19 protein-coding genes, 1 tRNA gene and 2 rRNA genes are annotated in these 21,766 nt (G+C 53.4%); 13 read left to right on the top strand and 9 right to left on the bottom strand.

The genetic code is table 11. From position 1 onward, the window contains the following. Positions 1-116: 116 nt before the first annotated feature. The gene (locus E3E33_RS04885) at positions 117-269 is read right to left on the bottom strand and encodes a hypothetical protein (RefSeq protein WP_167710856.1); all 153 of its coding nucleotides are present in this window, start codon (positions 267-269) and stop codon (positions 117-119) included. Between the two features lie 617 nt (positions 270-886). Between E3E33_RS04885 and E3E33_RS04880 the strand changes: the two genes are divergently transcribed. The 5 genes from E3E33_RS04880 (at position 887) to E3E33_RS04860 (ending at position 6,817) form a co-directional block, all read left to right on the top strand. Then, positions 887-2,373, top strand: a 16S ribosomal RNA gene (locus tag E3E33_RS04880). Between the two features lie 52 nt (positions 2,374-2,425). Beyond that, positions 2,426-2,502, top strand: a tRNA-Ala gene (locus tag E3E33_RS04875). A gap of 120 nt (positions 2,503-2,622) precedes the next feature. Continuing rightward, positions 2,623-5,652: ribosomal RNA gene (locus tag E3E33_RS04870) — 23S ribosomal RNA — on the top strand. The 16S and 23S rRNA genes sit together here with 1 tRNA gene alongside, the layout of an rRNA operon. A 368-nt stretch (positions 5,653-6,020) precedes the next feature. After that, entirely contained in the window at positions 6,021-6,251 is a 231-nt protein-coding gene (locus tag E3E33_RS10955; protein WP_240912024.1) for a hypothetical protein, read from the top strand. After that, the gene (locus E3E33_RS04860; protein WP_012572362.1) at positions 6,251-6,817 is read left to right on the top strand and encodes a DUF366 family protein; all 567 of its coding nucleotides are present in this window, start codon (positions 6,251-6,253) and stop codon (positions 6,815-6,817) included. The genes E3E33_RS10955 and E3E33_RS04860 overlap by 1 nt, the downstream gene beginning before the upstream one ends. On the opposite strand, the gene E3E33_RS04855 is transcribed toward E3E33_RS04860, so the two are convergent. Together E3E33_RS04855 and E3E33_RS04850 are read right to left on the bottom strand one after the other, a co-directional pair. Beyond that, the gene (locus tag E3E33_RS04855) at positions 6,814-7,422 is read right to left on the bottom strand and encodes a hypothetical protein (protein WP_167710855.1); all 609 of its coding nucleotides are present in this window, start codon (positions 7,420-7,422) and stop codon (positions 6,814-6,816) included. The genes E3E33_RS04860 and E3E33_RS04855 overlap by 4 nt on opposite strands. 70 nt (positions 7,423-7,492) lie before the next feature. Continuing rightward, complete coding sequence (locus E3E33_RS04850) at positions 7,493-8,368, bottom strand: PhoI (RefSeq protein WP_167710854.1); 876 nt, start codon at positions 8,366-8,368, stop codon at positions 7,493-7,495. A gap of 132 nt (positions 8,369-8,500) precedes the next feature. On the opposite strand from E3E33_RS04850, the gene lysS reads away from it, so the two are divergent. After that, positions 8,501-10,081: a lysine--tRNA ligase gene (gene lysS, locus E3E33_RS04845; RefSeq protein WP_167710950.1), complete on the top strand. Its 1,581-nt coding sequence runs from the start codon at positions 8,501-8,503 to the stop codon at positions 10,079-10,081. Between the two features lie 5 nt (positions 10,082-10,086). On the opposite strand, the gene E3E33_RS04840 is transcribed toward lysS, so the two are convergent. Continuing rightward, entirely contained in the window at positions 10,087-10,773 is a 687-nt protein-coding gene (locus E3E33_RS04840; protein ID WP_167710853.1) for a class I SAM-dependent methyltransferase, read from the bottom strand. 135 nt (positions 10,774-10,908) lie between these two features. Between E3E33_RS04840 and E3E33_RS04835 the strand changes: the two genes are divergently transcribed. After that, the gene (locus tag E3E33_RS04835) at positions 10,909-11,490 is read left to right on the top strand and encodes an indolepyruvate oxidoreductase subunit beta (protein WP_167710949.1); all 582 of its coding nucleotides are present in this window, start codon (positions 10,909-10,911) and stop codon (positions 11,488-11,490) included. 3 nt (positions 11,491-11,493) lie between these two features. On the opposite strand, the gene E3E33_RS04830 is transcribed toward E3E33_RS04835, so the two are convergent. After that, positions 11,494-12,660, bottom strand: a complete 1,167-nt coding sequence (locus tag E3E33_RS04830; protein ID WP_167710852.1) for an MFS transporter — start codon at positions 12,658-12,660, stop codon at positions 11,494-11,496. Positions 12,661-12,749: 89 nt separating this feature from the next. Between E3E33_RS04830 and E3E33_RS04825 the strand changes: the two genes are divergently transcribed. From E3E33_RS04825 to E3E33_RS04810, 4 genes are all read left to right on the top strand, one after another. Beyond that, positions 12,750-13,664 carry a phosphate uptake regulator PhoU gene (locus tag E3E33_RS04825; protein ID WP_012572355.1) on the top strand — a complete coding sequence of 305 codons (915 nt, stop codon included), beginning with the start codon at positions 12,750-12,752 and terminating at the stop codon, positions 13,662-13,664. 66 nt (positions 13,665-13,730) lie between these two features. Further along, entirely contained in the window at positions 13,731-14,651 is a 921-nt protein-coding gene (locus E3E33_RS04820) for an isoaspartyl peptidase/L-asparaginase family protein (protein WP_167710948.1), read from the top strand. Further along, the gene (locus E3E33_RS04815; RefSeq protein ID WP_012572353.1) at positions 14,652-15,836 is read left to right on the top strand and encodes an MFS transporter; all 1,185 of its coding nucleotides are present in this window, start codon (positions 14,652-14,654) and stop codon (positions 15,834-15,836) included. It begins immediately after the preceding gene. 2 nt (positions 15,837-15,838) lie between these two features. Continuing rightward, positions 15,839-16,786, top strand: coding sequence for a radical SAM protein (locus tag E3E33_RS04810; RefSeq protein WP_167710947.1), 948 nt, complete (start codon positions 15,839-15,841; stop codon positions 16,784-16,786). Here E3E33_RS04810 and E3E33_RS04805 read toward each other — a convergent pair. The 3 genes from E3E33_RS04805 to E3E33_RS04795 are packed head-to-tail and all read right to left on the bottom strand — an operon-like array spanning position 16,776 to position 18,786. Beyond that, entirely contained in the window at positions 16,776-17,267 is a 492-nt protein-coding gene (locus E3E33_RS04805; RefSeq protein ID WP_012572351.1) for a hypothetical protein, read from the bottom strand. The two genes, E3E33_RS04810 and E3E33_RS04805, sit on opposite strands and share 11 nt — an antisense overlap. Next, the gene (locus E3E33_RS04800; protein ID WP_167710851.1) at positions 17,257-18,192 is read right to left on the bottom strand and encodes a serine/threonine-protein kinase RIO2; all 936 of its coding nucleotides are present in this window, start codon (positions 18,190-18,192) and stop codon (positions 17,257-17,259) included. Before E3E33_RS04800 ends, E3E33_RS04805 begins: the two co-directional genes overlap by 11 nt. A gap of 42 nt (positions 18,193-18,234) precedes the next feature. Beyond that, positions 18,235-18,786 carry a hypothetical protein gene (locus E3E33_RS04795; RefSeq protein ID WP_012572349.1) on the bottom strand — a complete coding sequence of 184 codons (552 nt, stop codon included), beginning with the start codon at positions 18,784-18,786 and terminating at the stop codon, positions 18,235-18,237. An 83-nt stretch (positions 18,787-18,869) separates the two neighbouring features. Here E3E33_RS04795 and E3E33_RS04790 point away from each other — a divergent pair, with 83 nt between their 5' ends. After that, positions 18,870-19,997 (top strand): MFS transporter, encoded by a 1,128-nt coding sequence (locus E3E33_RS04790; RefSeq protein WP_012572348.1) that lies wholly within the window; start codon positions 18,870-18,872, stop codon positions 19,995-19,997. On the opposite strand, the gene E3E33_RS04785 is transcribed toward E3E33_RS04790, so the two are convergent. Next, the gene (locus tag E3E33_RS04785; RefSeq protein WP_012572347.1) at positions 19,984-21,180 is read right to left on the bottom strand and encodes a proteasome-activating nucleotidase; all 1,197 of its coding nucleotides are present in this window, start codon (positions 21,178-21,180) and stop codon (positions 19,984-19,986) included. The two genes, E3E33_RS04790 and E3E33_RS04785, sit on opposite strands and share 14 nt — an antisense overlap. Positions 21,181-21,413: 233 nt before the next feature. Here E3E33_RS04785 and E3E33_RS04780 point away from each other — a divergent pair, with 233 nt between their 5' ends. After that, the gene (locus E3E33_RS04780) at positions 21,414-21,665 is read left to right on the top strand and encodes a hypothetical protein (RefSeq protein WP_240912023.1); all 252 of its coding nucleotides are present in this window, start codon (positions 21,414-21,416) and stop codon (positions 21,663-21,665) included. Positions 21,666-21,766 lie beyond the last annotated feature (101 nt).

Here is a 21,766-nt window from a genome sequence, read left to right as displayed (position 1 = left end):
ATCATTTTTCGGATAGGTTTGCTCCTCCTGAGCTCGTTTCTAGTTCTGAACCTTGCCGATGTGTCGTCTTCCTGGGGCGATGGTCTCTCGGTGGTGTTGCTCTGTTACTAGTGCTCTCACTCACCAAGCGTCTCGTCCTCTGTGTTGAGCCTGATGGTGAACTCGCGAGACGAGTGACCGCTACCGTTGGCCTTATTTCGGTCGTTCTGTTCTATGCCGTCCAGGTTGTGGGGATGTGTGAATGCGTCCCAAAGTAGTGGGCTGCACATTGGTCTTCACATTCATGACGCTCTTTGCCACGTCCGCATGATTGCTTCTTTAGCCCTGCTGTTTCACATGGACGGCCATTTACTGCCATTTGTGGCATCTCTTCCGATGATCTCCCTTGGAGGATGTGTTGCGAGAATGGTAGGTGATAGCCTTGAGCTAAATGACGATGAATCCCTCACTATAGGAGTCACTGCCTCTGTTCTCGTGTTCATGGCTATGTTTTTTCATTACTTCTGATCTTGCAAAATTTTTGCTTCTTTTGTGTTTAAGAATCCGTATTTTTAAGGCGTTTTTTGATAATTTCTTTTTTAAGGAGATGGTCCAAGAGAGGTTTTGCAAAAATTTTTCACTGCTGGGGTTCCCCCCTATTGGGTGGAGCGCCCGAACAGGGCGCGACGAAGCCCAGGCGCCAAGACGGCGGCGTCGGGGGGAAAGGGCGCAAAGCGCCCAAGATGAACCCCGCCCTCCAGCCATGGGCACAGCAATGTGCGCTCCCGAGGAAACGCCGAAAGGCGGACCCCTCGGGGGTAAGGCAGGCCCGGTACCCCGACTAAACCCCGGACGGAATTTGGTACTTCCCGCCATGGGAAGTCCCACCGGCCGTACTCCTTGCTCAATTCCGGTTGATCCTGCCGGAGGCCACTGCTATGGGGGTCCGACTAAGCCATGCGAGTCATGGGGCGCCTTGCGCGCACCGGCGGACGGCTCAGTAACACGTCGGTAACCTACCCTCGGGAGGGGGATAACCCCGGGAAACTGGGGCTAATCCCCCATAGGCCTGAGGTACTGGAAGGTCCTCAGGCCGAAAGGGGCTTCTGCCCGCCCGAGGATGGGCCGGCGGCCGATTAGGTAGTTGGTGGGGTAACGGCCCACCAAGCCGAAGATCGGTACGGGCCATGAGAGTGGGAGCCCGGAGATGGACACTGAGACACGGGTCCAGGCCCTACGGGGCGCAGCAGGCGCGAAACCTCCGCAATGCGGGAAACCGCGACGGGGGGACCCCCAGTGCCGTGGCATCGCCACGGCTTTTCCGGAGTGTAAAAAGCTCCGGGAATAAGGGCTGGGCAAGGCCGGTGGCAGCCGCCGCGGTAATACCGGCGGCCCGAGTGGTGGCCGCTATTATTGGGCCTAAAGCGTCCGTAGCCGGGCCCGTAAGTCCCTGGCGAAATCTCACGGCTCAACCGTGGGGCTTGCTGGGGATACTGCGGGCCTTGGGACCGGGAGAGGCCGGGGGTACCCCTGGGGTAGGGGTGAAATCCTATAATCCCAGGGGGACCGCCAGTGGCGAAGGCGCCCGGCTGGAACGGGTCCGACGGTGAGGGACGAAGGCCAGGGGAGCGAACCGGATTAGATACCCGGGTAGTCCTGGCTGTAAAGGATGCGGGCTAGGTGTCGGGCGAGCTTCGAGCTCGCCCGGTGCCGAAGGGAAGCCGTTAAGCCCGCCGCCTGGGGAGTACGGCCGCAAGGCTGAAACTTAAAGGAATTGGCGGGGGAGCACTACAAGGGGTGGAGCGTGCGGTTTAATTGGATTCAACGCCGGGAACCTCACCGGGGGCGACGGCAGGATGAAGGCCAGGCTGAAGGTCTTGCCGGACACGCCGAGAGGAGGTGCATGGCCGCCGTCAGCTCGTACCGTGAGGCGTCCACTTAAGTGTGGTAACGAGCGAGACCCGCGCCCCCAGTTGCCAGTCCTCCCCGTTGGGGAGGAGGCACTCTGGGGGGACCGCCGGCGATAAGCCGGAGGAAGGAGCGGGCGACGGTAGGTCAGTATGCCCCGAAACCCCCGGGCTACACGCGCGCTACAATGGGCGGGACAATGGGATCCGACCCCGAAAGGGGAAGGGAATCCCCTAAACCCGCCCCCAGTTCGGATCGCGGGCTGCAACTCGCCCGCGTGAAGCTGGAATCCCTAGTACCCGCGTGTCATCATCGCGCGGCGAATACGTCCCTGCTCCTTGCACACACCGCCCGTCACTCCACCCGAGCGGGGTCCGGGTGAGGCCTGATCTCCCTTCGGGGAGGTCGGGTCGAGCCTGGGCTCCGTGAGGGGGGAGAAGTCGTAACAAGGTAGCCGTAGGGGAACCTACGGCTCGATCACCTCCTATCGCCGGAAATCCGTCCGGGGGGTTTAAGGGGTGCCGGGCCTGCCATCCGTGGGCCGGTAGCTCAGCCTGGGAGAGCGTCGGCTTTGCAAGCCGAAGGCCCCGGGTTCGAATCCCGGCCGGTCCACCACGAAGAGGTGCACATCCCGAGCACGGCTCGGGGTGGAAGGGTCCTAGGCCCCGAACAGGGGTCACGATGAGGACCGTGCATAGGTGGATTGACCCAAAAAATGCCCAGCCCCCTGAGTAGGGGGCAGAAAACCTAAGCCGCCTGGTGGATGGCTCGGCTCGGGGCGCCGACGAAGGGCGTGGCAAGCTGCGATAAGCCCCGGCGAGGCGCAGGCAGCCGTCGAACCGGGGATTCCCGAATGGGACCTCCTGCGGCATTTGCCGCACTCCCAGTCGGGAGGGGGAACGCGGGGAATTGAAACATCTTAGTACCCGCAGGAAAAGAAAGCAAAAGCGATGCCGTGAGTAGGGGCGACCGAAAGCGGCACAGGGCAAACTGAACCCTTCGGGGAAACCCGGAGGGGATGTGGTGTTGTAGGGCCCTGCGTCGGAGCCTCGAGGGTGAAGCCGAAGTCCGCTGGAACGCGGCGCCGTAGAGGGTGAAAGCCCCGTAGGCGTAAGCCCTCAGGCTCCTGCAGGGTTCCTGAGTACCGTCGGTCGGATATCCGGCGGGAAGCTGGGAGGCATCGGCTCCCAACCCTAAATACGTCCCGAGACCGATAGCGAACTAGTACCGTGAGGGAAAGCTGAAAAGCACCCCTGGCAGGGGGTGAAAAGAGCCTGAAACCAGGCGGCGATAGGTGGGTGCGGCCCGAAAGGGTTGAGCCTCCCCGAAGGAAACACGGGCGACCGTGGAGTACGAGGGGAGGGGACCGGGGTTGCACCGTCCGTCTTGGATCACGGGGCAGGGAGTTCACGGCCGTGGCGAGGTTAAGGGGGTTAAGCCCCGAAGCCACAGGGAAACCGACAGGTCCGCAGGCGCTTCGCCGAGGGACGGGGTGTGAAAGCGCCCGGAGTCACGGCCGTGAGACCCGAAGCCGGTCGATCTAGCCCGGGGCAGGGTGAAGTCCCTCAACAGAGGGATGGAGGCCCGCTAGGGATGCTGACGTGCAATTCGCTCCCGTGACCTCGGGCTAGGGGTGAAAGGCCAATCGAGGCCGGCGATAGCTGGTTCCCGCCGAATTATCCCTCAGGATAGCCCGGCCGGAGGTAGGTGGTGGGGTAGAGCACTGATTGGGGGTTTAGGGGGAGAAATCCCCCGGCTCCCTGTCAAACTCCGAACCCACCACCGCCGTAGATGGCCGGAGTAGGGGGGCGGTGTAAGCCGTCACCCGAGAGGGGAACAACCCAGACCGGGGTTAAGGCCCCTAAATGCCGGCTAAGTGTTACTCCAAAGGGTGTCCCTGGCCTTAGACAGCGGGGAGGTAGGCTTAGAAGCAGCCATCCTTTAAAGAGTGCGTAACAGCTCACCCGTCGAGGTCAGGGGCCCCGAAAATGGACGGGGCTTAAGCCGGCTGCCGAGACCCCGGCGCACGGACCGATTGGTCCGTGATCGGGTAGGCGGGCGTGCCGATGGGGCGGAAGCTGGGCCGTAAGGTCCAGTGGACCCGTCGGTATTGCGGATCCTGCCGGGAGTAGCAGCATAGCCGGGTGAGAATCCCGGCCGCCGTAGGGGCCAGGGTTCCACGGCAATGTTCGTCAGCCGTGGGTTAGTCGGTCCTAAGCCAGCCCGTAACTCGGCGCTGGCGAAAGGGAAACGGGTTTATATTCCCGTACCGCGGTGGTAGGTGCGGCAACGCAAGCCCGAGGGGTGACGCCTCGGGGTAGGCGGACCGGTCCACAAGGCCGGCTAAGCGTATAAGCCCGGGGAGTGCCGTAATGGCGAGAACCGGGTGAAAGCGCGAATGGCCTCCCGTAAGGGGGGTTCCGCCGATCCCTGGGGCCCGTGAAAAGCCCCTTGGGAACGATCCACCGCGACCGTACCGAGAACCGACACCGGTGCCCCTGGGTGAGAAGCCTAAGGCGTGTCGGGGGAAACCCAGCCGAGGGAACTCGGCAAATTGGCCCCGTAACTTCGGGAGAAGGGGTGCCTGCGGGTGCGTAACCCGCAGGTCGCAGTGACTAGGGGGGCCCGACTGTTTAGTAAAAACACAGGTCCCAGCTAGCCCGAAAGGGTTTGTACTGGGGCCGACGCCTGCCCAGTGCCGGTATGTGAAGCCCGGGTACAACCGGGTGAAGCACCGGTAAACGGCGGGGGTAACTATAACCCTCTTAAGGTAGCGAAATTCCTTGTCGGTTAAATGCCGACCTGCATGAATGGCGTAACGAGGTCCCCACTGTCCCCGGCTGGGGCCCGGCGAAACCACTGCCAGGCGCATATGCCTGGGACCTCCGGTGGGAAGCGAAGACCCCATGGAGCTTTACTGCAGCCTGCCGTTGCTGTACGGCGGGGGGTGCGCAGCGTAGGCGGGAGGCGTCGAAGCCCGTCCTCCGGGGCGGGTGGAGCCGTCCATGAGACACCGCCCACCCTCTGCCGTACAGCTAACCCCCGATGGGGGGACAGCGGTAGGTGGGCAGTTTGGCTGGGGCGGCACACCCTCGAAAAGGTATCGAGGGTGCCCTAAGGTCGGCTCAGGCGGGTCAGGAATCCGCCGTAGAGTGCAAGGGCAAAAGCCGGCCTGACTGGACCCGTAACAGAGGCGGGTCCAGCCGCGAAAGCGTGGCCTAGCGAACCCCTGTGCCTCCCCGGTGGGGGCCAGGGATGACAGAAAAGCTACCCTGGGGATAACAGAGTCGTCTCGGGCGAGAGCCCATATCGACCCCGAGGCTTGCTACCTCGCTGTCGGCTCTTCCCATCCTGGCCCTGCAGCAGGGGCCAAGGGTGGGGGTGTTCACCCATTAAAGGGGAACGTGAGCTGGGTTTAGACCGTCGTGAGACAGGTCGGATGCTATCTACCGGAGGTGTTGGCCGCCTGAGGGGAAGGCTCCCCCAGTACGAGAGGAACAGGGAGCCGCGGCCTCTGGTCTACCGGTTGTCCTACAGGGCATAGCCGGGCAGCTACGCCGCGTCCGATAAGGCCTGAAAGCATCTAAGGCCGAAGCGGTCCCCGAAAATAGGCGGCCACTCCCGGGCGCAGGGGGTCGGGCGACCGGTCCTTTGCCTGGGACGAGGGCTCGGGAAGAAGACCCGTTTGATGGGGCGGGGGTGTAAGCGGGAAGGGAAACCGACCCGTTCAGCCTGCCGCTCCCAACAGCCCGAGGTTTCTGCCTCTGAAAGGGGGGCTGGGCATTTGATAGGTCAATCCACCTATGCACGGTCCTCAAAGCCCTTAACCTCTCGCGCTTCTGTGCACTTCAATCGCAATTGTTAAAACTTGCCTGTGGATTCTAACTTCGGTGATGGCAGTGAAGCCTGCTCGTTCTCGATTTGGACGGCACACTCTGGGATCACGAAGACGCATCACTCCTTACTCCACCCTATGAATTTTACGACGATTACCTCGTAGATGCCACGGTGAAGAGCTCCGTCTGTTTTCAGGAGTTCGCGAGTTCATTGAGTGGGCGAGCGAGCGCTTTATACTCAGCATAGCTAGCTGGAATCTTGAAGAGAAGGTTAGGCCAATTCTTGAGGGTTTTGGATTGTGGGACTACTTCCTCTTCCCTAAAATCGAGGGGCATCCGAACAAGGCCGACATGATACTTCGCACAATCGAAGAGCTCCAATCGATTGGCCACGAAATCGGGGAAGTAATCTACGTAGATGACAGAACGCTCCATGTCGATGAAGTCTTTTTAAAGATTCATTTCATTTATATGTGGATGGACGTTAAAGGTTTAGACGAGCTGAAAAAACTGCTGGAGGGTTTGTGATGGAGCTGCTCATAGTTAAGGACAAGCGTATTGACTACGACGGTTCTGCAATCCAGAGCCATTGGACTTATAGGAACTTTGGAATACTTGGCAACTCACTCGTTGTCTTCCGCGGTAAGTGTGATGTGAAAGTGGAAGAGATGATTGACATCGAGGATCTGAGGCAGAACAAGGAGATAAAGAGCGACGATATGGTGCACTACATCATCGAGGTCTTCGACTTTCCCAATGTCCTGCTTGCCTCGGCCCTTCAGAAGCTTTTCATGGCCAAACTCTGTGAAGTTCTTGGTGATTACGGTATCAAAACCATCAGGAAGGGCGACGACATCTACGTTAACGGGAGGAAACTCAGCATATCAATAGCGACCGTTTCACCTGTCAGCATCAAGATCCACATAGGCATTAATGTCGAGGCAAAGGGAATTCCCGAGGGCGTCGAGGCTATTGGCCTTAAGGAGCTCGGCATCGAGGACATCGGCGGCTTCATGGAGAAAACCGGAAAGGCCCTCGTCGAGGAGTTCAAAAAGGTAAAGAAGGACAGTCTGAAGGTCAGATGGGCGAGCTAAAACGCCCAAAAGAGGGCGCTTCCCACGAGTGGAACGGCCAAGTTGTCATCCACGTAGGGCTGGTACTCTGCAAGCATCAGAATTCCTGGCCATGCTATTTTCATTATTGTTGCTCCATCAAGCAGTGCGAAGGCTATTATCGTGGCAGTTACTACGTAGCCAAGGCTTCCGGTCCAGTGCTTCTTGAGCTTGACGTTGAAACCATGCCGTTTGAAATAGTGATGCCTGATGATCCCTGTAACTCCGTCGCTTACTGCCATGGCCAAAAGCAGTGCCGTTGCGTACTCTCTAGGCAGGAAAAACGCAACAGCTGAAGCAGAGAATGCAAAGAAGACCTCTCCGTAGTTGTGCTTGATCTGATACCACGAAAACTCGCTGTTCTTCAGGTGCGGCCAAAGCTGAAAGGCGCCGAAGATAAAGGCTGCAGCACTGAAGACCTCCTTTGGGATCAAGCCTTGATAGTACATCAGAACTGCTGGAACAATGCTGAAGTGAATGATTTTTCTGTTGATCCATGCGTAGTCTTCTCCTAGATGCCGTGTTAGCCATATAGCGGCGAGTATAAACGTCGCGGCGATTATTGTGTAGATGGGCCACGAGGCCATTTGATTCCACCTGAAGTTAAAAATGAAAGAATGTTAATATGCTTTTCGCTCAATACCTTAGTGTTTTTAGCTAGCTGCCGAAAGCCGACCGGACTATCCTGAGACCCCAGTAGAGGTCGCTGGCGTGTACCACAAAGTACCACTCATCGGTTTTAACGAGCTCTCCCCTTGATTTTCCCACTAGCTCGCCGTAGAGTCCCTGAATCCGGACTCTGGGTGCAGTCGTGGAGAGCTTCATCGTTATCTCTACAGGCTTCCCATCTTCCCAGACTATTCCAACCTTTAGTCCGGCTTTTGTTTCCTTCCTTTTCCTGAGGCAGAGCTTCAGATAGCGCAGTCTCTCCCCCGGGATGTCGTTCTCCTCGGCTTTTTCTTTTAGGTATTCTTCGACTAAAGTTAGCCCATGGAGGCCGAGCGCGTAGCCGAAGACGGGTATGCCTAAATCCTTCCTGCTCCTGCCTTTGTACGTGTAGACCTCTATTCGCCTCCCCGAACTCTTTGATGCCAAGTAGAATCCCTTTGGCTCCTCACCCCTGAACTCCTCCAGAAGATCCATGAGCGCTTCATAGGCTGAGAATGGAAGAGAAAAGCTTGCCCATGTTCCCCATACTCTAGGGGGTATTGAGACAAAGTTCATGTCCTCCAGATGGTATTTTATGGCTTTCGGCTTCAGTATTAGGAATCCCTTGTCTGTTGCCTCAACATCGACCAGTGCCCTTCCTCCGGGCACAAATGCGAATTTATCATACTCTTCGAAGTCACTGGCTTTGAGCAGCCTGTCCCTCCTAAGCTTTCTTCCATCTCTTGAGCTAACAACAACGGGGACCGGTGTTTTTCTCCCGGTTTCCTTGTCGTAGGGTACCTTAAAGCCCGCCTTAAGGAGCTCCTCTTGTATCTCCAGCGACGCCGGAAAGAATATCTGCATCCTCTCGAGCTCTAACTCCATTCGAAGACCTCCTTTTTACGCTCTTGAGTTGTTTACTATCAATGCTTATAAATTTTTCCGTCTTTTAGTTGTTATTGGGTCAGTGAGCTTAAACTTAAAAGCCCCTCCACCAAGCTACCTCGGGTGAAGAAAATGGTGCACTGGGCTGACTACATGGCTGAGAAGATCATCCAGGAAATGGGAGACAAGGAGGAGTACGTGGTAGAGAGCGGCATAACCCCGAGTGGTTACGTTCACATAGGCAACTTCAGGGAGTTTTTCACTGCATATATTGTCGGTCATGCCCTCAGGGACAGGGGAAAGAAGGTTCGCCACATTCACATGTGGGACGACTACGACCGCTTTAGGAAGGTTCCCAAGAACGTTCCGAGCGAGTGGAAGGAATACCTCACCATGCCTGTCCGTGAGGTTCCAGATCCCTGGGGCTGCCACAATAGCTATGCCGAGCACTTTATGAGCCTCTTCGAGAAAGAAGTTGCCAAGCTTGGCATCGAGGCTGACTTCCTCTACGCGAGCGAGCTCTACAAGTCGGGAGAGTATGCAGAGGACATCAGGCTTGCTCTGGAGAGGCGCAACGAGATAAAGGCAATCCTCGACAAGTACCGCGAGAGGGCCAAGCAGCCGCCTCTCGAAGAGAGCTGGCAGCCTGTCATGGTTTACTGTCCCAAGTGCAGAAGGGAGGCTGAGTTCGTTTCTTGGGACGGCGAGTGGAAGGTAGCCTATAAGTGTCCCCACTGCGGAAGCGAGGGAGAAACAGACATCCGCGAGGGCAACGTCAAGCTCCGCTGGCGTGTTGACTGGCCGATGCGCTGGGCACACTTCAGTGTGGACTTCGAGCCCGCTGGCAAGGATCACCTCGCCGCCGGTAGTTCCTACGATACTGGCAGCGAGATAGTGGAGAAGGTCTTCGGAAAGCCCGCTCCGCTAACGCTCATGTACGAGTTTGTCGGCATAAAGGGAGAGAAGGGCAAGATGAGCGGAAGCAAGGGTAACGTGATTCTCCTCAGCGACCTCTACGAGGTTCTTGAGCCCGGTATAATTCGCTTCATCTACGCCAAGCACAGGCCCAACAAGGAGCTTAAGATAGACCTCGGCCTCGGTCTGCTCAACCTCTATGATGAGTTTGATAAGGTCGAGAGGATATACTTTGGCCTTGAGCACGCAAAGAACCCCGAGGAGGAAGAGGAGCTCAAGAGAACCTATGAGCTCTCGATGCCGAAGGTTCCGGAGAGACTCATCGCTCAGGCACCTTTCAGGTTCCTGGTTACACTCGTTCAGATGCCTCACCTCGACGAGGACGGCGTAATTGAAGTCCTCAAGGAGCAGGGACACATACCCAGAGAACTGAGTGAGGAGGACATCGAGAGGATAAGGCTCCGCATTGAATTGGCCAAGAACTGGATCGAGAAGTACGCGCCAGACAACGTTAAGTTCAGTATCCTAGAAAAGCCGCCGAAGGTTGAGCTTACGCCTGAGATAAAGGATGCTATTGAGGAGGTGGCCAACTGGCTCGAGGCCAACGAAAGCTTCACCGTCGATGAGCTCAACAATATTATCTTCGACGCGGCCAAGAAGCGCAGCATTCCGAGCAAAGAATGGTTCAAGGTGCTCTACAATATCTTCATTGGTAAAGATAGAGGTCCAAAACTGGCACCGCTCCTCGCTTCAATGAACAGGGAGTTCGTCATCAAGCGCCTCCGCATGGAGGCCTGATTTTATCACTTTTTTGGGGTGTACACTTGGAAGTAGCTATGCTCGTTGAGCTTTTCACTGTGGAGCTGTCTGAAATAGAGCTTTGCGAGGAGTTCAACGGCAGTTCTTCCCCACACGTTGAAGCGAACTCGGAAATGGTCATTCTCACTCTGGAACTCAATAACGACGGTCTTTTCCTCTGGATCTGGAAGAACCCTGCTTATCCAGTACTCTGTTCCCACAACCTGACCACTCATTAGAACCGGGAGAAGTTCTCTTAGATCTGTGAACTGGAGGATAAACTTTCCGCCCGGTTTGAGTACCCTTGCAGTTTCTTTGAAGACCACATTCAACTCGGCTGGTTCAAAGTGGACAAGGCTGTCTATAAAGATCACGTACTCAAATGAATTGTCCTCAAAGGGAAGGTTCTCTGCGTTCCCCTTAACGAACTCAACTCTGGACATCTTGTCCTTTGCGAACTTCCTGGCTTTTTCTAGCATTGACTCACTTGAGTCAAGGGCTACAACATCAAACCCGAGATCTTCGAGCAGGAAAGAAAAGCCTCCCACGCCACAGGCGAGATCAAGAACTTTCCCTCTGGAAGTCATGTGCTTGAGAAGCAGCGGCTCCAGCGTCTTGATCCTTTTCTTATATTCATTGGAATATATATCGCTGTAGGCTTTGAAGACTGTGTAATATTTCTCGAAGCTCATGGTTGGAGGTTATCATTATTCTTTAAATATTTGCCGCTTGAATGTACATTTCTTTCGAAAGACACGGAGATTCTTTGAATTTTCTCGACAATAGGTTTTTTATTTCTCTGGATCTAAGTATGTACGGTGGTGCTCATGGAGTTCAATTTCATAATCACTGGAGTCGGTGGCCAGGGTGGTTTGACCCTCTCGCGTATAGTCGGGAACGCCGCTATGGCCGAGGGATACAACGTTAGAATCGGTGAAACTCTTGGAATGAGCCAGAGGTATGGGAGCGTTCTCAGCTACCTTCGCTTCGGCGAAGAAGTCTACTCCCCGCTCATCGAGGAGGGAAAAGCGAACCTTATGCTCGCCCTCGAGCCTGCAGAAGCCCTCAGGAACGCCCGCTTCCTTGGGAAAAACAGTTACGCAATAATCAACGCCTATCCAATTCACACGGCAACAACCCTTGTTGGCAAGGAGAAGTACCCTGATCTCGATGAAATTAAGGATGCCATCGGTAGGATCTGCTCCGTTGACATGCTCAACTTCCAGGAGGAAGCCGACAAAATAAACCCAAAAACGCTGGGCGTCCTCATGCTCGGCTACGCCTACGGCAAAGAGCTGATTCCCCTCAAGAAGGAGAGCATCTACGGAGGTATAAAGGCCACCCTCCGCGAAAAGCTCTGGGAGGTAAACTTCAAAGCCCTGGAAAGGGGCATCGAGCTTGCCCGCTGATTTTCACTTATTGTGTTTTATGAAAAATGCATAGAAAATCACCGTCGCTACTATGTAGAGGAATGCCGTTGTGTAAAATGGATAGCTCAAGGACATGCCGAAGAGGAGACCACCTATATAGTTTCCAGCGCCACGCATGAAGGTTGAGAAGGCCCTTCTTATTCCGGCCGCGGTCGCCTTCTCCTCGGTACTGAAGAAGCCCATCATGAAGGAGTCGTTTATGGGCCAGACTATGTTCATGAGTATGGAGCGGAGTATGTAGAGCGCCGCCGCCAGCAAAAACGTCTCTACCGATGGGAATATCAGGAAGAGAAAGGCTGCAAAGCTTTGGAAGGACGTTATGACCTTAACGGGCCCTATCCTTTCGACAAGCCTTGGCAGCCCGAAGGAACCGAGACCCATCGCGAGCTGCTGAAAGAAGAAGATGCCGCTTATCGCGGCGAGCGTTTGTCCGAACTGGAGCTTGAAGTAGAGGCTCATGTATGGTATTGTTATCCCCGCGCCGAGACCTATTAGTGCGCTCGGCAGGGAGAATTTGAGTATCTTGATTATCAGCTCACGGTTCCAGTCTATCTTCGGGTTCTTAACTGGGACGTCGCTGATTATGAGGAGCGCAGGAATAACCAGGACGAACTGAAGGAGCGCGAGCGAAACGACAAGCCTGTAGGCTAGGCTCTCCGTCAGTCCAAGGCTTATGAAGAACTCGGGGGCAAAGCCCGCTATGAGGACTCCAAGGGCGTTGAACAGTGTTCCCAGCCCAAAGCTTATCGAGAATGCATGGTGTCTCTGCTCCTCCTTTACCTCCTCACTGAGGAGTGCCGAGAAGTTGGGCTGTCTGAGCCCCATATTTGCGCCCACCAGGAAGAAGCCGAGGGCAAGGACGTAATCGTTAATTGCGAGCACCTGTAGGAGTCTTCCAGTCAGTCCTAAGAGAGCGCTTAGTATTAGGGTTTTCTTGTATCCCATCCTTAACGAAATCTGGCCCGCTATGAGGAAGAAGAGGCCCCCGACGAGAGTCTGGATTGAAAAGAACGTTCCCATTTGGGCCATGTCGTAGCCGAGGGCGGTCAGGTAAAACGGCATTATGAATATCGAGAACTGGAGGAAAAGCTGTCCAGCGGCATTCGCGAGTATGAGCACCTTGGCGTCCTTGGTGTACTCTCCAAGCATGTTTGCAATCTAAATCTTAGCGTTTATAAGATTGTCGAAGTGAAGCCTTTTATACATGCCCAGTTAGCTATATACCGGCGGTGATATCTATGGAGTTCAGGAAGATTCAATTTACCGGAAGGAGCTCCTACATAATTTCTCTACCCAAGAAATGGGTTACGGAGCACAACCTGAAGCAGGGCGACGTCGTTCCTCTAGCTATAAATCCCGACGGAAGCATAACGATTTTTCCAAAGGAGCCGAGGGAGGTAAGTGAGAGAAAGATTCTCAAGATCTCGCGTGAGTACTCACCAGACATGGCAGTGAGACTTGTCATCTCGGCGTACATTCAGGGCTATGACGTTCTCGAGATACATCTCGCCGAGGAGATGCCAATATATAAGGTCAAAATACGCAAGGTTCTCCAGAGCCTTCCTGGTGTTGAGATAATTCTCGACGAGCCTCAGCGAATGGTTGCCAAGAGCCTTCTTGATGAGGAGGAGGTCAATCTTGCGGAGCTTCTCAACAGGATACGCTCACTGATAATCTCTATGCTCGGTGATCTCGAGATGCTTATAGCCGCGCCTGGGGAGGAAGAAATACTCCGTGACATTAATGACCTCGAGAATGAGCTCGACAGATTCTACTTCCTCATAATTCGTGCAGTCAACAGGCTCCTCACCAAAAGAGGCGTCACAGAGGAGAGTGGCATAATCAGGAGGACATTCGATCTTCTTGGCATACTGTTCATAGTCAGGAACATCGAGCGCATCGGTGACCACATAACGCGCATAGCCGAGAACCCGAGCGAGATAAACGTCCCGTACCTCAAAGAAAAGTTCAGTCAGATGATGGCACAGATAGAGGAGCGTGATCTGGGTAAAATAGACCGGCTGATGCTCGAGCTCAAGGAGGAAATACGCTCCATTGACTACCGCAGCTCAATAGCCCTCGAGAGCTACCGCAGGATTCTGGAGTACCTGGAGAACATAGGTGAAACTATAATCAACATGGCGCTGAGCTGAAGTTCCAATCTTTTCGTTTCCACAACTCTTTTAACCATTCGAGATTCATTGCCTACGGTGATTCTCATGGTTGCGATAATAGTTCACGGTGGTGCTGGTACCATAAGGAAGGAGGAACGTATTCCAAAGGTTATTGAAGGTGTTAGAGAGGCTGTTCTTGCCGGCTGGCGCGAGCTGAAGAGGGGTTCGGCTTTGGATGCCGTTGAGGAGGCCCTCAAAGCTCTTGAGGATAACCCTATCTTCAACGCCGGAACTGGTTCCGTCCTGACTCTCGACGGCAAGGTCGAGATGGATGCGGCAATAATGCGCGGCAAAACCCTTGAAGCCGGTGCAGTTGCCGGGATATGGGGCGTTAAGAACCCCATAAGCGTTGCGAGGAAGGTAATGGAGAAGACCGATCACGTTATCCTCAGTGGAGAGGGTGCTGTTAAGTTCGCCCGGTTGATGGGCTTTGAAGAGTACGACCCGAGGACAGAGGAGAGACTCAAGCAGTGGGAAGAGCTCAGGAAGAAGCTCCTTGAAACTGGAGAAGTAAAGCACTGGAAGAAGCTGAGTGAGTTGATTAAGGAGTATCCCGAAGTCCTGAGGAGCACGGTTGGTGCGGTTGCCTTCGACGGCGAGGAGGTTGTGGCTGGTACATCAACCGGCGGCGTTTTCCTCAAGATGTTCGGCCGCGTTGGTGATACACCGATAATCGGAGGCGGAACCTACGCTAACGAAGTTGCCGGGGCTTCCTGTACTGGCCTCGGTGAGGTCGCTATAAAGCTGGCTCTGGCCAAGAGCGCGACCGACTTCGTCCGCTTGGGAATGGATGCTCAGGCTGCCAGCGAGGTCGCGATAAGCCTTGCCACAAGGTACTTTGGCCCCGATACCATGGGCATCATAATGGTTGATTCCCGCGGAAACATTGGCTTCGCCAAGAACACCAAACACATGAGCTACGCTTTCATGAAAGAAGGAATGGAAGAACCTCACGCAGGTGTCTGAATGGGAAAGTGGGATATCTGGTTCCTCCACGCTTCAACGTTTTTCTTCTTCCTTGGAATGGCGGTAGTCAATCCTCTAATCTCCCCCCTAGCTATGACCCTCGGCGCTGATCCGTTCGTCGTCGGAATGATTGCGGCGATAGCCTCAATAGTGGCGTTGGTATCCAAGCCCTTGGGGGGAGTCCTCGGTGACAGGGGCCTGCGTTTTCAGATGATGGCTCTTGGCTCTTTCTTCGGCGCACTTGCGGGTGGTCTCTACGTTGTCTCAATCCTAACTGACAATCTGATGATCTTTGCCATTGGCAGGGCAGTTCATGGCTTCGGAATGGCTCTGTTCTTTCCATCCTCTCTCTCCTCCGCTATAGACCTAGCCCCTGAGGGAAGGATTGGGGAGACCCTTGGATGGCGTGGGATGATGTTCTCCTTTGGCAACCTTATGGGGCCTGCCATAGGTGGCTTCGTGGCAGATTTACTTGGCTTTCAGGCGGCTTTCCTGCTCACAGTGCTACTTTCAATAACAGCTATAGGCTTCGTTCTCTTAGCGTATTCTAAGGTCAAAGGTAGGGCTGAACTTCGGCACCATGAGAGGCACGAAAAGCCGCAGTACAGGGCTCTGCTCAAGCCCTTCTTCGTGGCCGCTTCGCTCGCCCTATTTTTTATGGCGGTTGCCTACGGTGGGATGAGTACTTTCCTTCCGGCCCTCTATAAGTCTATCGACCTTGGAACGAGCGTCTTTGGCCTCTACGCGAGCGTGATGGGCGGGACCAGTCTTCTGACGAGGGTACTCGGTGGGAAGGAGGCTGACAGGAGGGGCCCCCTGCCGGTGGCAACGGTCGGCCTGAGCGGTGTTCTGATAGCCTATATTCTACTGGCCCTATACACCGAGCCACCTTGGGCTTACGCTAGCGCTGCCATACTTGGAGCCGGCTTCGGTTTGGCAGTTCCATCCCTACAGATGATGGCATTGGCGAATCTGCCAAAAAGGATAAGAACCTTTGGTTCCAGTGTCTATACGATGTTCTTTGACCTTGGCTACTTGACTGGGCCAATAGTCCTTGGATACGTCGCCCAGCTCAAAGGCTACACCGCTGTGTTTCCGCTCCTACCCATCATAATGGCGCTGTCCCTTCTCATTGCCCAGTTGCCAAGGCTTTTAAAAGATGGTAAAAACTCCACAGGGGGATGAGGGTGCTGATAAGGGTCTCCTATGGGACGGCTATAGCGATGGGTCTAATCAATGCTAGGATGCTCGCCAGACCAACCACCGCTTACCTCATGACACATTACGATGGCCGCTGCAGGAACAACTGTGCCTTCTGCCCCCAGGCAAGGGAGAGCAGGGCGGATCTAAGCAGACTTTCCCGTGTGACGTGGCCTACTTTCGAGGTTGAGAGGGTCGTGGAGAAGCTTTCCGATGGGAACTTTGCCAGAATTTGCCTTCAGACGGTCGATCATCCAGGGCTAGTGGACGATGTTCTTGAACTCCTCGGACTTTTCCGGCCTTTGGGCTTGCCCATTTCCGTCTCCATAACACCAGTGGATAGGGAAATCTTGGAAGAGTTTAAAGCCCTTGGCGTTGACTACATCGGTGTTGGCCTTGACGTGGCTAGTGAGAGGCTCTATCCAGAGATTAAGGACTCTCTTTACTCGTGGGACGATATGTGGGATTTTACTGAGGATATCATCGAAGTTTTTGGTGATGGTAAGGCTTTTGTCCATCTGATAATTGGCCTTGGTGAGACTGACAGAGAGGCAGTTGAAACCATAGCAAAGGCTTATTCTATGGGTGCCCAGGTCTCGCTTTTTGCATTCACTCCAATTAGGGGAACACTCCTTGGGACCGCACAACCGCCCAGCCTCGAACGCTACAGAAAGATTCAGCTCGCGAACTACTTGCTTGAGGAAGGAATTATCGGGCTGGATGATCTCGAGTTCGACGTGAACGGCTCGCTAATAAGCTTTGGGATTCCCAAAGAAGAGCTGGTTGAGATAGTTCCTCCTGATGTTTTTGCAACCCACGGCTGTCCTGGCTGCAACAGACCCTACTACAATGAGAGGCCCAAAAAGGAGCCTTACAACTTCCCTCTAAGACCAGAAAAAGAGTACGTAAAAAGAGTCCTCGACTCTATTCTTTAAGTGCCTCTATAATTTCGTTGAATTCCTTCAGCGAGAAGTCTGGCTTGACATTTTCTCCCTTCGCGAGCCTCACCAGAGCTTGAGTGAAACGGTGCAGCTCTTCGTCATCCTTTACGAGGCTAAGCGTGACTTCCATACTCTCGGCCAGTTCACGGAGCCTGCCTTCTTTCTTCATAATAAACAGGAGATCCCCTAATCTCTTGATGCCGAGCCTGTAAAGGTCCCTACTTGGAGCTCGGTATATACCCCTGATAGCGCACTTAACAGCCCCACGGTAGTTGTCCTCCTGAACAAAGACGTCTGCCATTCTGAAGCAGGCCTCGAAGTAGAACTCTGGCTCTTTGTCCTTAGCGAGCTCCATTATCTTATCGAGCTTCCTCTTGGCGGCATTCAAATCCTTCACGTTCTCGGCCTCTATGGCCTCTCTAAAAAGTTTCACTATTCTCTCCCGTCTGTTGAGAGGTTCGTACTTAATAACCATTTACCTCCCCCCTACTCTCGTTCCAGGCCTCCTCAAAGGCCGGCCACACATTATCAAACTTCCTCTCGATGCGCCACCTTCGCCTGAAGGCGTTAAGGAGAACTGTTATGTCTCTCTTCAGAAGCTCGTAGCTTTCAGGATAGGCTGTCGTCAGGTACTGTGCCCAGTCGATTATTAGAACGTCGTCATTGCTTGTTAAGACGATATTGAACTCACTCATGTCGGAGTGCACTATTCCAAAGCGCACTATCTTGAGATATTCCTCGAGGACGCGGTCAAGTATACGCTCCGCTTCTTCTCGGGTTAAATCTGTGTCACGGAGCTCCGCTAATTCAGTTCCTTCCACGAACTCCATCACCACAACATGCCTGTTCCAGGCTATTGGCTTAGGAACTCTGGCTATAGGGCTGAGCAGAGTCAGTGCCTCATATTCCTTCTTGGCTATCAACCTCGAAACGTAGAGCCAGCTCGTATGGTGCTTATCCTGAAAGACTACTCCGTGGTAGCCAGCTTTTCTGGAGCTCGTTCTCCCGCCTATGCGGTTGAACTTGACGGCAACTTTCTCTCCGCCTGATGTTATGCCAATGTAAACATCCGCGTCCTTGCCAACGCCTATCTGTGCCGTGCTTATCGCTTCTACAACGCCTTTTTTCGCCAGTGCCCTTATGGCTAAAACATCATAGCCGTGTATCGTCAGCTGGTAACCGATGTAGCCGATGTCACTCCTTCTCTTGACAAGCGACCAGTCGTCGAGCTTTCCGAGGCGGAACGAGGCTGTTTCAATATCAACCCTCGCAAAGCGTGCTATGTCCTCCAGAGGGACCCACTTGTGGTGACGCATATTGAGCTCTATCCCTCTGAGTATGCGGAAGTCCAGGTCTCGCAGTTTTGGATAGGCCTCCAATGCAAGTAACTTGCTTACCATGTTCTCTCCCTGAATTCGCTTTGGGTTGGATATTTATAAACGTTAGTTGGCCTGGGAGCAGAAGTTGTAGACGAAATGTACCTTTCCAGAATATCTCTGTAATCCATTTCTTAGATGAATTTCTACGCTAACTTCAACTGGATTGGTGAAGTCACAAATTGGTGCGATTAAATATTCAAGTGTAATTGTTCCTTTTCCTAGAATGCCTAGATCGCTGAGTTCCACCACATTGATCGTGAGGTAGTCTTCAAACTGCTTTTCCATCCTAATGCTCTTCCAAGGACCACCCCTCGGGAAGAGGAAATACACTGTTCCGTCTCCGGGACTCTTTATGGTCACTTTGATGGAAGTTATGGCTGTATCTCCCGAATGGGGGATCGAGATCAGGATATGCCCGTTCATCTCTGCTCGAGTGCTGACGTGGGCTAGATTCTCCCCCTTGTAATAGAGCAATACGGTTGTCAAGTTACCAAACTCCACAGGCCCACTTAGATACTCTTTGACGGTCAGTTCCCTTGGAGCTGTCAGATATAGCATTCCAATCATGACCACTGCAATGATCCCGATAGCTAGGAATAACTCTTTCTTCGTCATAGCTGCCCATAAATTACTATCTATAATTGTTCTTAAGCCTTTGGACAGACAATTTTTTAAGCGCTTAACTTTTTATCGAAAACATGCGCCGCAGGCTTTTACTCCTTGTATCCCTTGGCTGGATTTTCAACTACGCCCACAGGATGGCGATTCCACCCCTGATTCCGATGATAAAGGCAGAACTCGGAATAAACAACGCTGAGGCTGGGCTTCTGATGACCTCCCTGCTCCTTCCTTACGCTCTCATTCAGGTTCCTGCGGGCTATTTCGGCGATAGAATCGGGCGAAAAAGACTCCTCGTGCTCAGCATAATAGGTTACTCACTTTCATCCGCTCTGATAATCTTTGCACGGGAGTACTGGGAGCTTCTTGCAGTTAGGGCCATCTACGGCCTATTTTCTGGTCTCTACTATGCCCCTGCAACTGCTCTAATAAGCGAGGTCTACCGTGAGAGAAAGGGCTCTGCCCTGGGCGTCTTCATGATAGGTCCTCCGGTTGGAAGTGGAATAGCACCCATTATAGTCGTGCCCATAGCTCTCGACCTTGAGTGGCGCTATGCTTTCTTGGTTCTCTCTGTTATGAGCCTCCTCGTTGGCCTTGCGCTGGCCTTTGTGGTAAGGGGAGAAGTTTCAAAGCCAAGCAGAGTGAGCTTTTCAATCCCCAAAAATGTTTTCCTCTTGAGTGCTGCCAACTTCATAGTTCTAGCTGCCTTTTTCGGCCTTCTCACATTCCTCGTTTCATTTCTTGTAAATTCCGGCGTTTCCATTGAGATGGCCTCCCTGCTTTTTTCGCTCCTATCTGTCATAGGCATAGCGGGTTCTCTCTTTGGGGGAGGACTTTACGATAGAATCGGAAGGAAGAGCATCACGGTTGTATTTGGACTCAACGCCTTGTTGACCTTTGTTTTAACAGTTACGGCATCGCCCTTGGTCATCGTACCTCTTGGTCTCACCTTTTACTCCGTGGGAGCCATAGTCACAGCTTATACTTCGGAGAAGGCCAGTGGGGAAAACCTCGGCTCAGTCATGGGCTTCGTTAATATGGTTGGATTCTTCGGGGCAACGATAGGCCCTTACTTCCTTGGCCTTCTGATAGATGGCTTTGGCTACAAGATGGCTTTCTTATCAATTCCTGTGATGTATCTCCTTGCCTGGGCAATAATCAAAGTTGAAGAAAAGCTAGAAGAAAAGGAAGATCTCAGCCGTACATGACCTCGTGCATGGCTATCTGCTGGGAGAGCCTCTGCTCCGAGCCAAGAACTTTCTCAATAGCTTTGAGGAAGTCTTCCTGTGTCACGTACTCACGTCTGTCCCTTATGGCAAACATTCCAGCCTCCATGGTTATGGCCTTCAGATCTGCACCGCTCGCTCCCTCAGTCATTTCTGCTATTATTCTCAGGTCGACGCCCTTGAGGTTCATCCTCTTAGTGTGGATCTTGAGTATCTCGAGCCTGCTCTTGAAGTTGGGCAGTGGAACTTCTATGAGCCTGTCGAACCTCCCTGGCCTGAGGAGTGCTGGATCGAGGATGTCCGGCCTGTTGGTGGCGGCGATGATCTTGACATTGCCGCTTGGGTCGAAGCCGTCCATCTCCGCTAGAAGCTGCATAAGGGTTCTGTTGACCTCCCTCTCACCACCAGTTGTCTCGTCCATTCTCTTTGCTCCAATGGCGTCAATCTCATCAATGAATATGATAGCAGGTGCCTTCTCCTTTGCCAGCTCGAAGAGTTCGTGGACTAAACGAGCGCCCTCACCGATGAACTTTCTCACGAGTTCGCTTCCAACGACGCGGATGAATGTTGCGTTAACCTCATGGGCTAGGGCCTTTGCCATGAGGGTCTTTCCACAACCGGGTGGGCCGTAGAGGAGAACACCCTTGGGGGGCTCTATGCCGACCTTCTCGAAGAGCTCGGGGTGCTTGAGCGGGAGTTCTATTGCCTCCCTCAGCTCCTGGAGCTGTTTGTCCAGACCGCCTATGTCATTGTAACTTACTGTCGGCCTCTCAATGACCTCGAAGCCAAGGACACTTGGATCCTTTTCGCTTGGAAGGAGCTCAACGATGGCCATTGTCCTCTGGTCAAGGGCAACCCTCGCGCCGGGCTTCAAGTTCTCCCTTTCGATCCAGGGAGCTATCCTGACGACAAAGCGCGGGCCGTTGTAGTTCTGGACTATCGCTCTGTCCTCGTCGAGAAGCTCTATCAGTGTTCCAGCGAAAGCCGGTGGTTGCCTGAGTCTTGACATCTCCATTCTCAACCGTGAGAGCTCTCTCTCGAGCCTTTCCTTATCTGCCTCAAGGGTTCTTACCTGGAGCTCAAGCTGCCTAATCCTCTTTTTAAGGTACATGATGTAATCATCGTACTCTTCGGAGGGTTTTATCCCGACATCTTCAATACTCATAATCTTTCACCTCTCACGGGTCAACTTGTGTAGAAGGGCCTTTTTAACTCTATCCTTACATTATAAGTCCTTCCTTATAAGTTTTGATTTGTGTTTCTTTATATATTTTTGGTAACAGATGTGTGGACTCTTCTTGACTTAGTTTTGAAGTAATGGGTAGCGGGTTTCTTTGCGAAATTTTTATTAACTATGAGTGCCAATTACAGAGGGGTGCTGTAGCAAGGGGTGATGGAATGAGGGTTGAGATAAAGTTTAGACCCACAGAGGAGGACACGATTCTTCCTTTCAACTACAATTACGATATCTATACTCAGCTCATAGAGAAGATGGCCATCGTTTCTCCCGAGATTGCCCGTGAGGCTGAAGTGAGCCACGTTGATTACTTTACGTTTTCCCGCATGATGGTGAGGAAGCGCGAGCTCATTCCTGACAGAGGCATAAGAGTTCTCTCTGATGATGTCTCTCTACGTCTCTTCCTCTTCTAGTGAGCTCATAAGGGCCGTTGTTGAGGGCTTCATCGACAGTCCTATCCTTCAGATAGGCGATGCTACCTTCATAACTGAGGATATAAAAATTTTGAAGGAGC

This window comes from Thermococcus sp. GR5 (genome assembly GCF_012027535.1).
GTDB classification, from domain to species: Archaea; Methanobacteriota_B; Thermococci; order Thermococcales; family Thermococcaceae; genus Thermococcus; species Thermococcus onnurineus.
Note: the sequence above shows the minus strand (reverse complement) of the source record. Positions and strands in the feature narration are given on the sequence as shown.

What these genes read in the sequence shown, in the direction of transcription:
- E3E33_RS04795 (WP_012572349.1), bottom strand. Translation starts at nt 18,786, where the DNA reads ATGACGAAGAAAGAGTTATTCCTAGCTATCGGGATCATTGCAGTGGTC.
- E3E33_RS04800 (WP_167710851.1), bottom strand. Translation starts at nt 18,192, where the DNA reads ATGGTAAGCAAGTTACTTGCATTGGAGGCCTATCCAAAACTGCGAGAC.
- E3E33_RS04785 (WP_012572347.1), bottom strand. Translation starts at nt 21,180, where the DNA reads ATGAGTATTGAAGATGTCGGGATAAAACCCTCCGAAGAGTACGATGAT.
- E3E33_RS04850 (WP_167710854.1), bottom strand. Translation starts at nt 8,368, where the DNA reads ATGGAGTTAGAGCTCGAGAGGATGCAGATATTCTTTCCGGCGTCGCTG.
- E3E33_RS04825 (WP_012572355.1), top strand. Translation starts at nt 12,750, where the DNA reads ATGGAGTTCAGGAAGATTCAATTTACCGGAAGGAGCTCCTACATAATT.
- E3E33_RS04860 (WP_012572362.1), top strand. Translation starts at nt 6,251, where the DNA reads ATGGAGCTGCTCATAGTTAAGGACAAGCGTATTGACTACGACGGTTCT.
- E3E33_RS04835 (WP_167710949.1), top strand. Translation starts at nt 10,909, where the DNA reads ATGGAGTTCAATTTCATAATCACTGGAGTCGGTGGCCAGGGTGGTTTG.
- E3E33_RS04820 (WP_167710948.1), top strand. Translation starts at nt 13,731, where the DNA reads ATGGTTGCGATAATAGTTCACGGTGGTGCTGGTACCATAAGGAAGGAG.
- E3E33_RS04790 (WP_012572348.1), top strand. Translation starts at nt 18,870, where the DNA reads ATGCGCCGCAGGCTTTTACTCCTTGTATCCCTTGGCTGGATTTTCAAC.
- lysS (WP_167710950.1), top strand. Translation starts at nt 8,501, where the DNA reads ATGGTGCACTGGGCTGACTACATGGCTGAGAAGATCATCCAGGAAATG.
- E3E33_RS04840 (WP_167710853.1), bottom strand. Translation starts at nt 10,773, where the DNA reads ATGAGCTTCGAGAAATATTACACAGTCTTCAAAGCCTACAGCGATATA.
- E3E33_RS04855 (WP_167710855.1), bottom strand. Translation starts at nt 7,422, where the DNA reads ATGGCCTCGTGGCCCATCTACACAATAATCGCCGCGACGTTTATACTC.
- E3E33_RS04805 (WP_012572351.1), bottom strand. Translation starts at nt 17,267, where the DNA reads ATGGTTATTAAGTACGAACCTCTCAACAGACGGGAGAGAATAGTGAAA.
- E3E33_RS04815 (WP_012572353.1), top strand. Translation starts at nt 14,652, where the DNA reads ATGGGAAAGTGGGATATCTGGTTCCTCCACGCTTCAACGTTTTTCTTC.
- E3E33_RS04780 (WP_240912023.1), top strand. Translation starts at nt 21,414, where the DNA reads ATGAGGGTTGAGATAAAGTTTAGACCCACAGAGGAGGACACGATTCTT.
- E3E33_RS04830 (WP_167710852.1), bottom strand. Translation starts at nt 12,660, where the DNA reads ATGCTTGGAGAGTACACCAAGGACGCCAAGGTGCTCATACTCGCGAAT.
- E3E33_RS04885 (WP_167710856.1), bottom strand. Translation starts at nt 269, where the DNA reads ATGTGCAGCCCACTACTTTGGGACGCATTCACACATCCCCACAACCTG.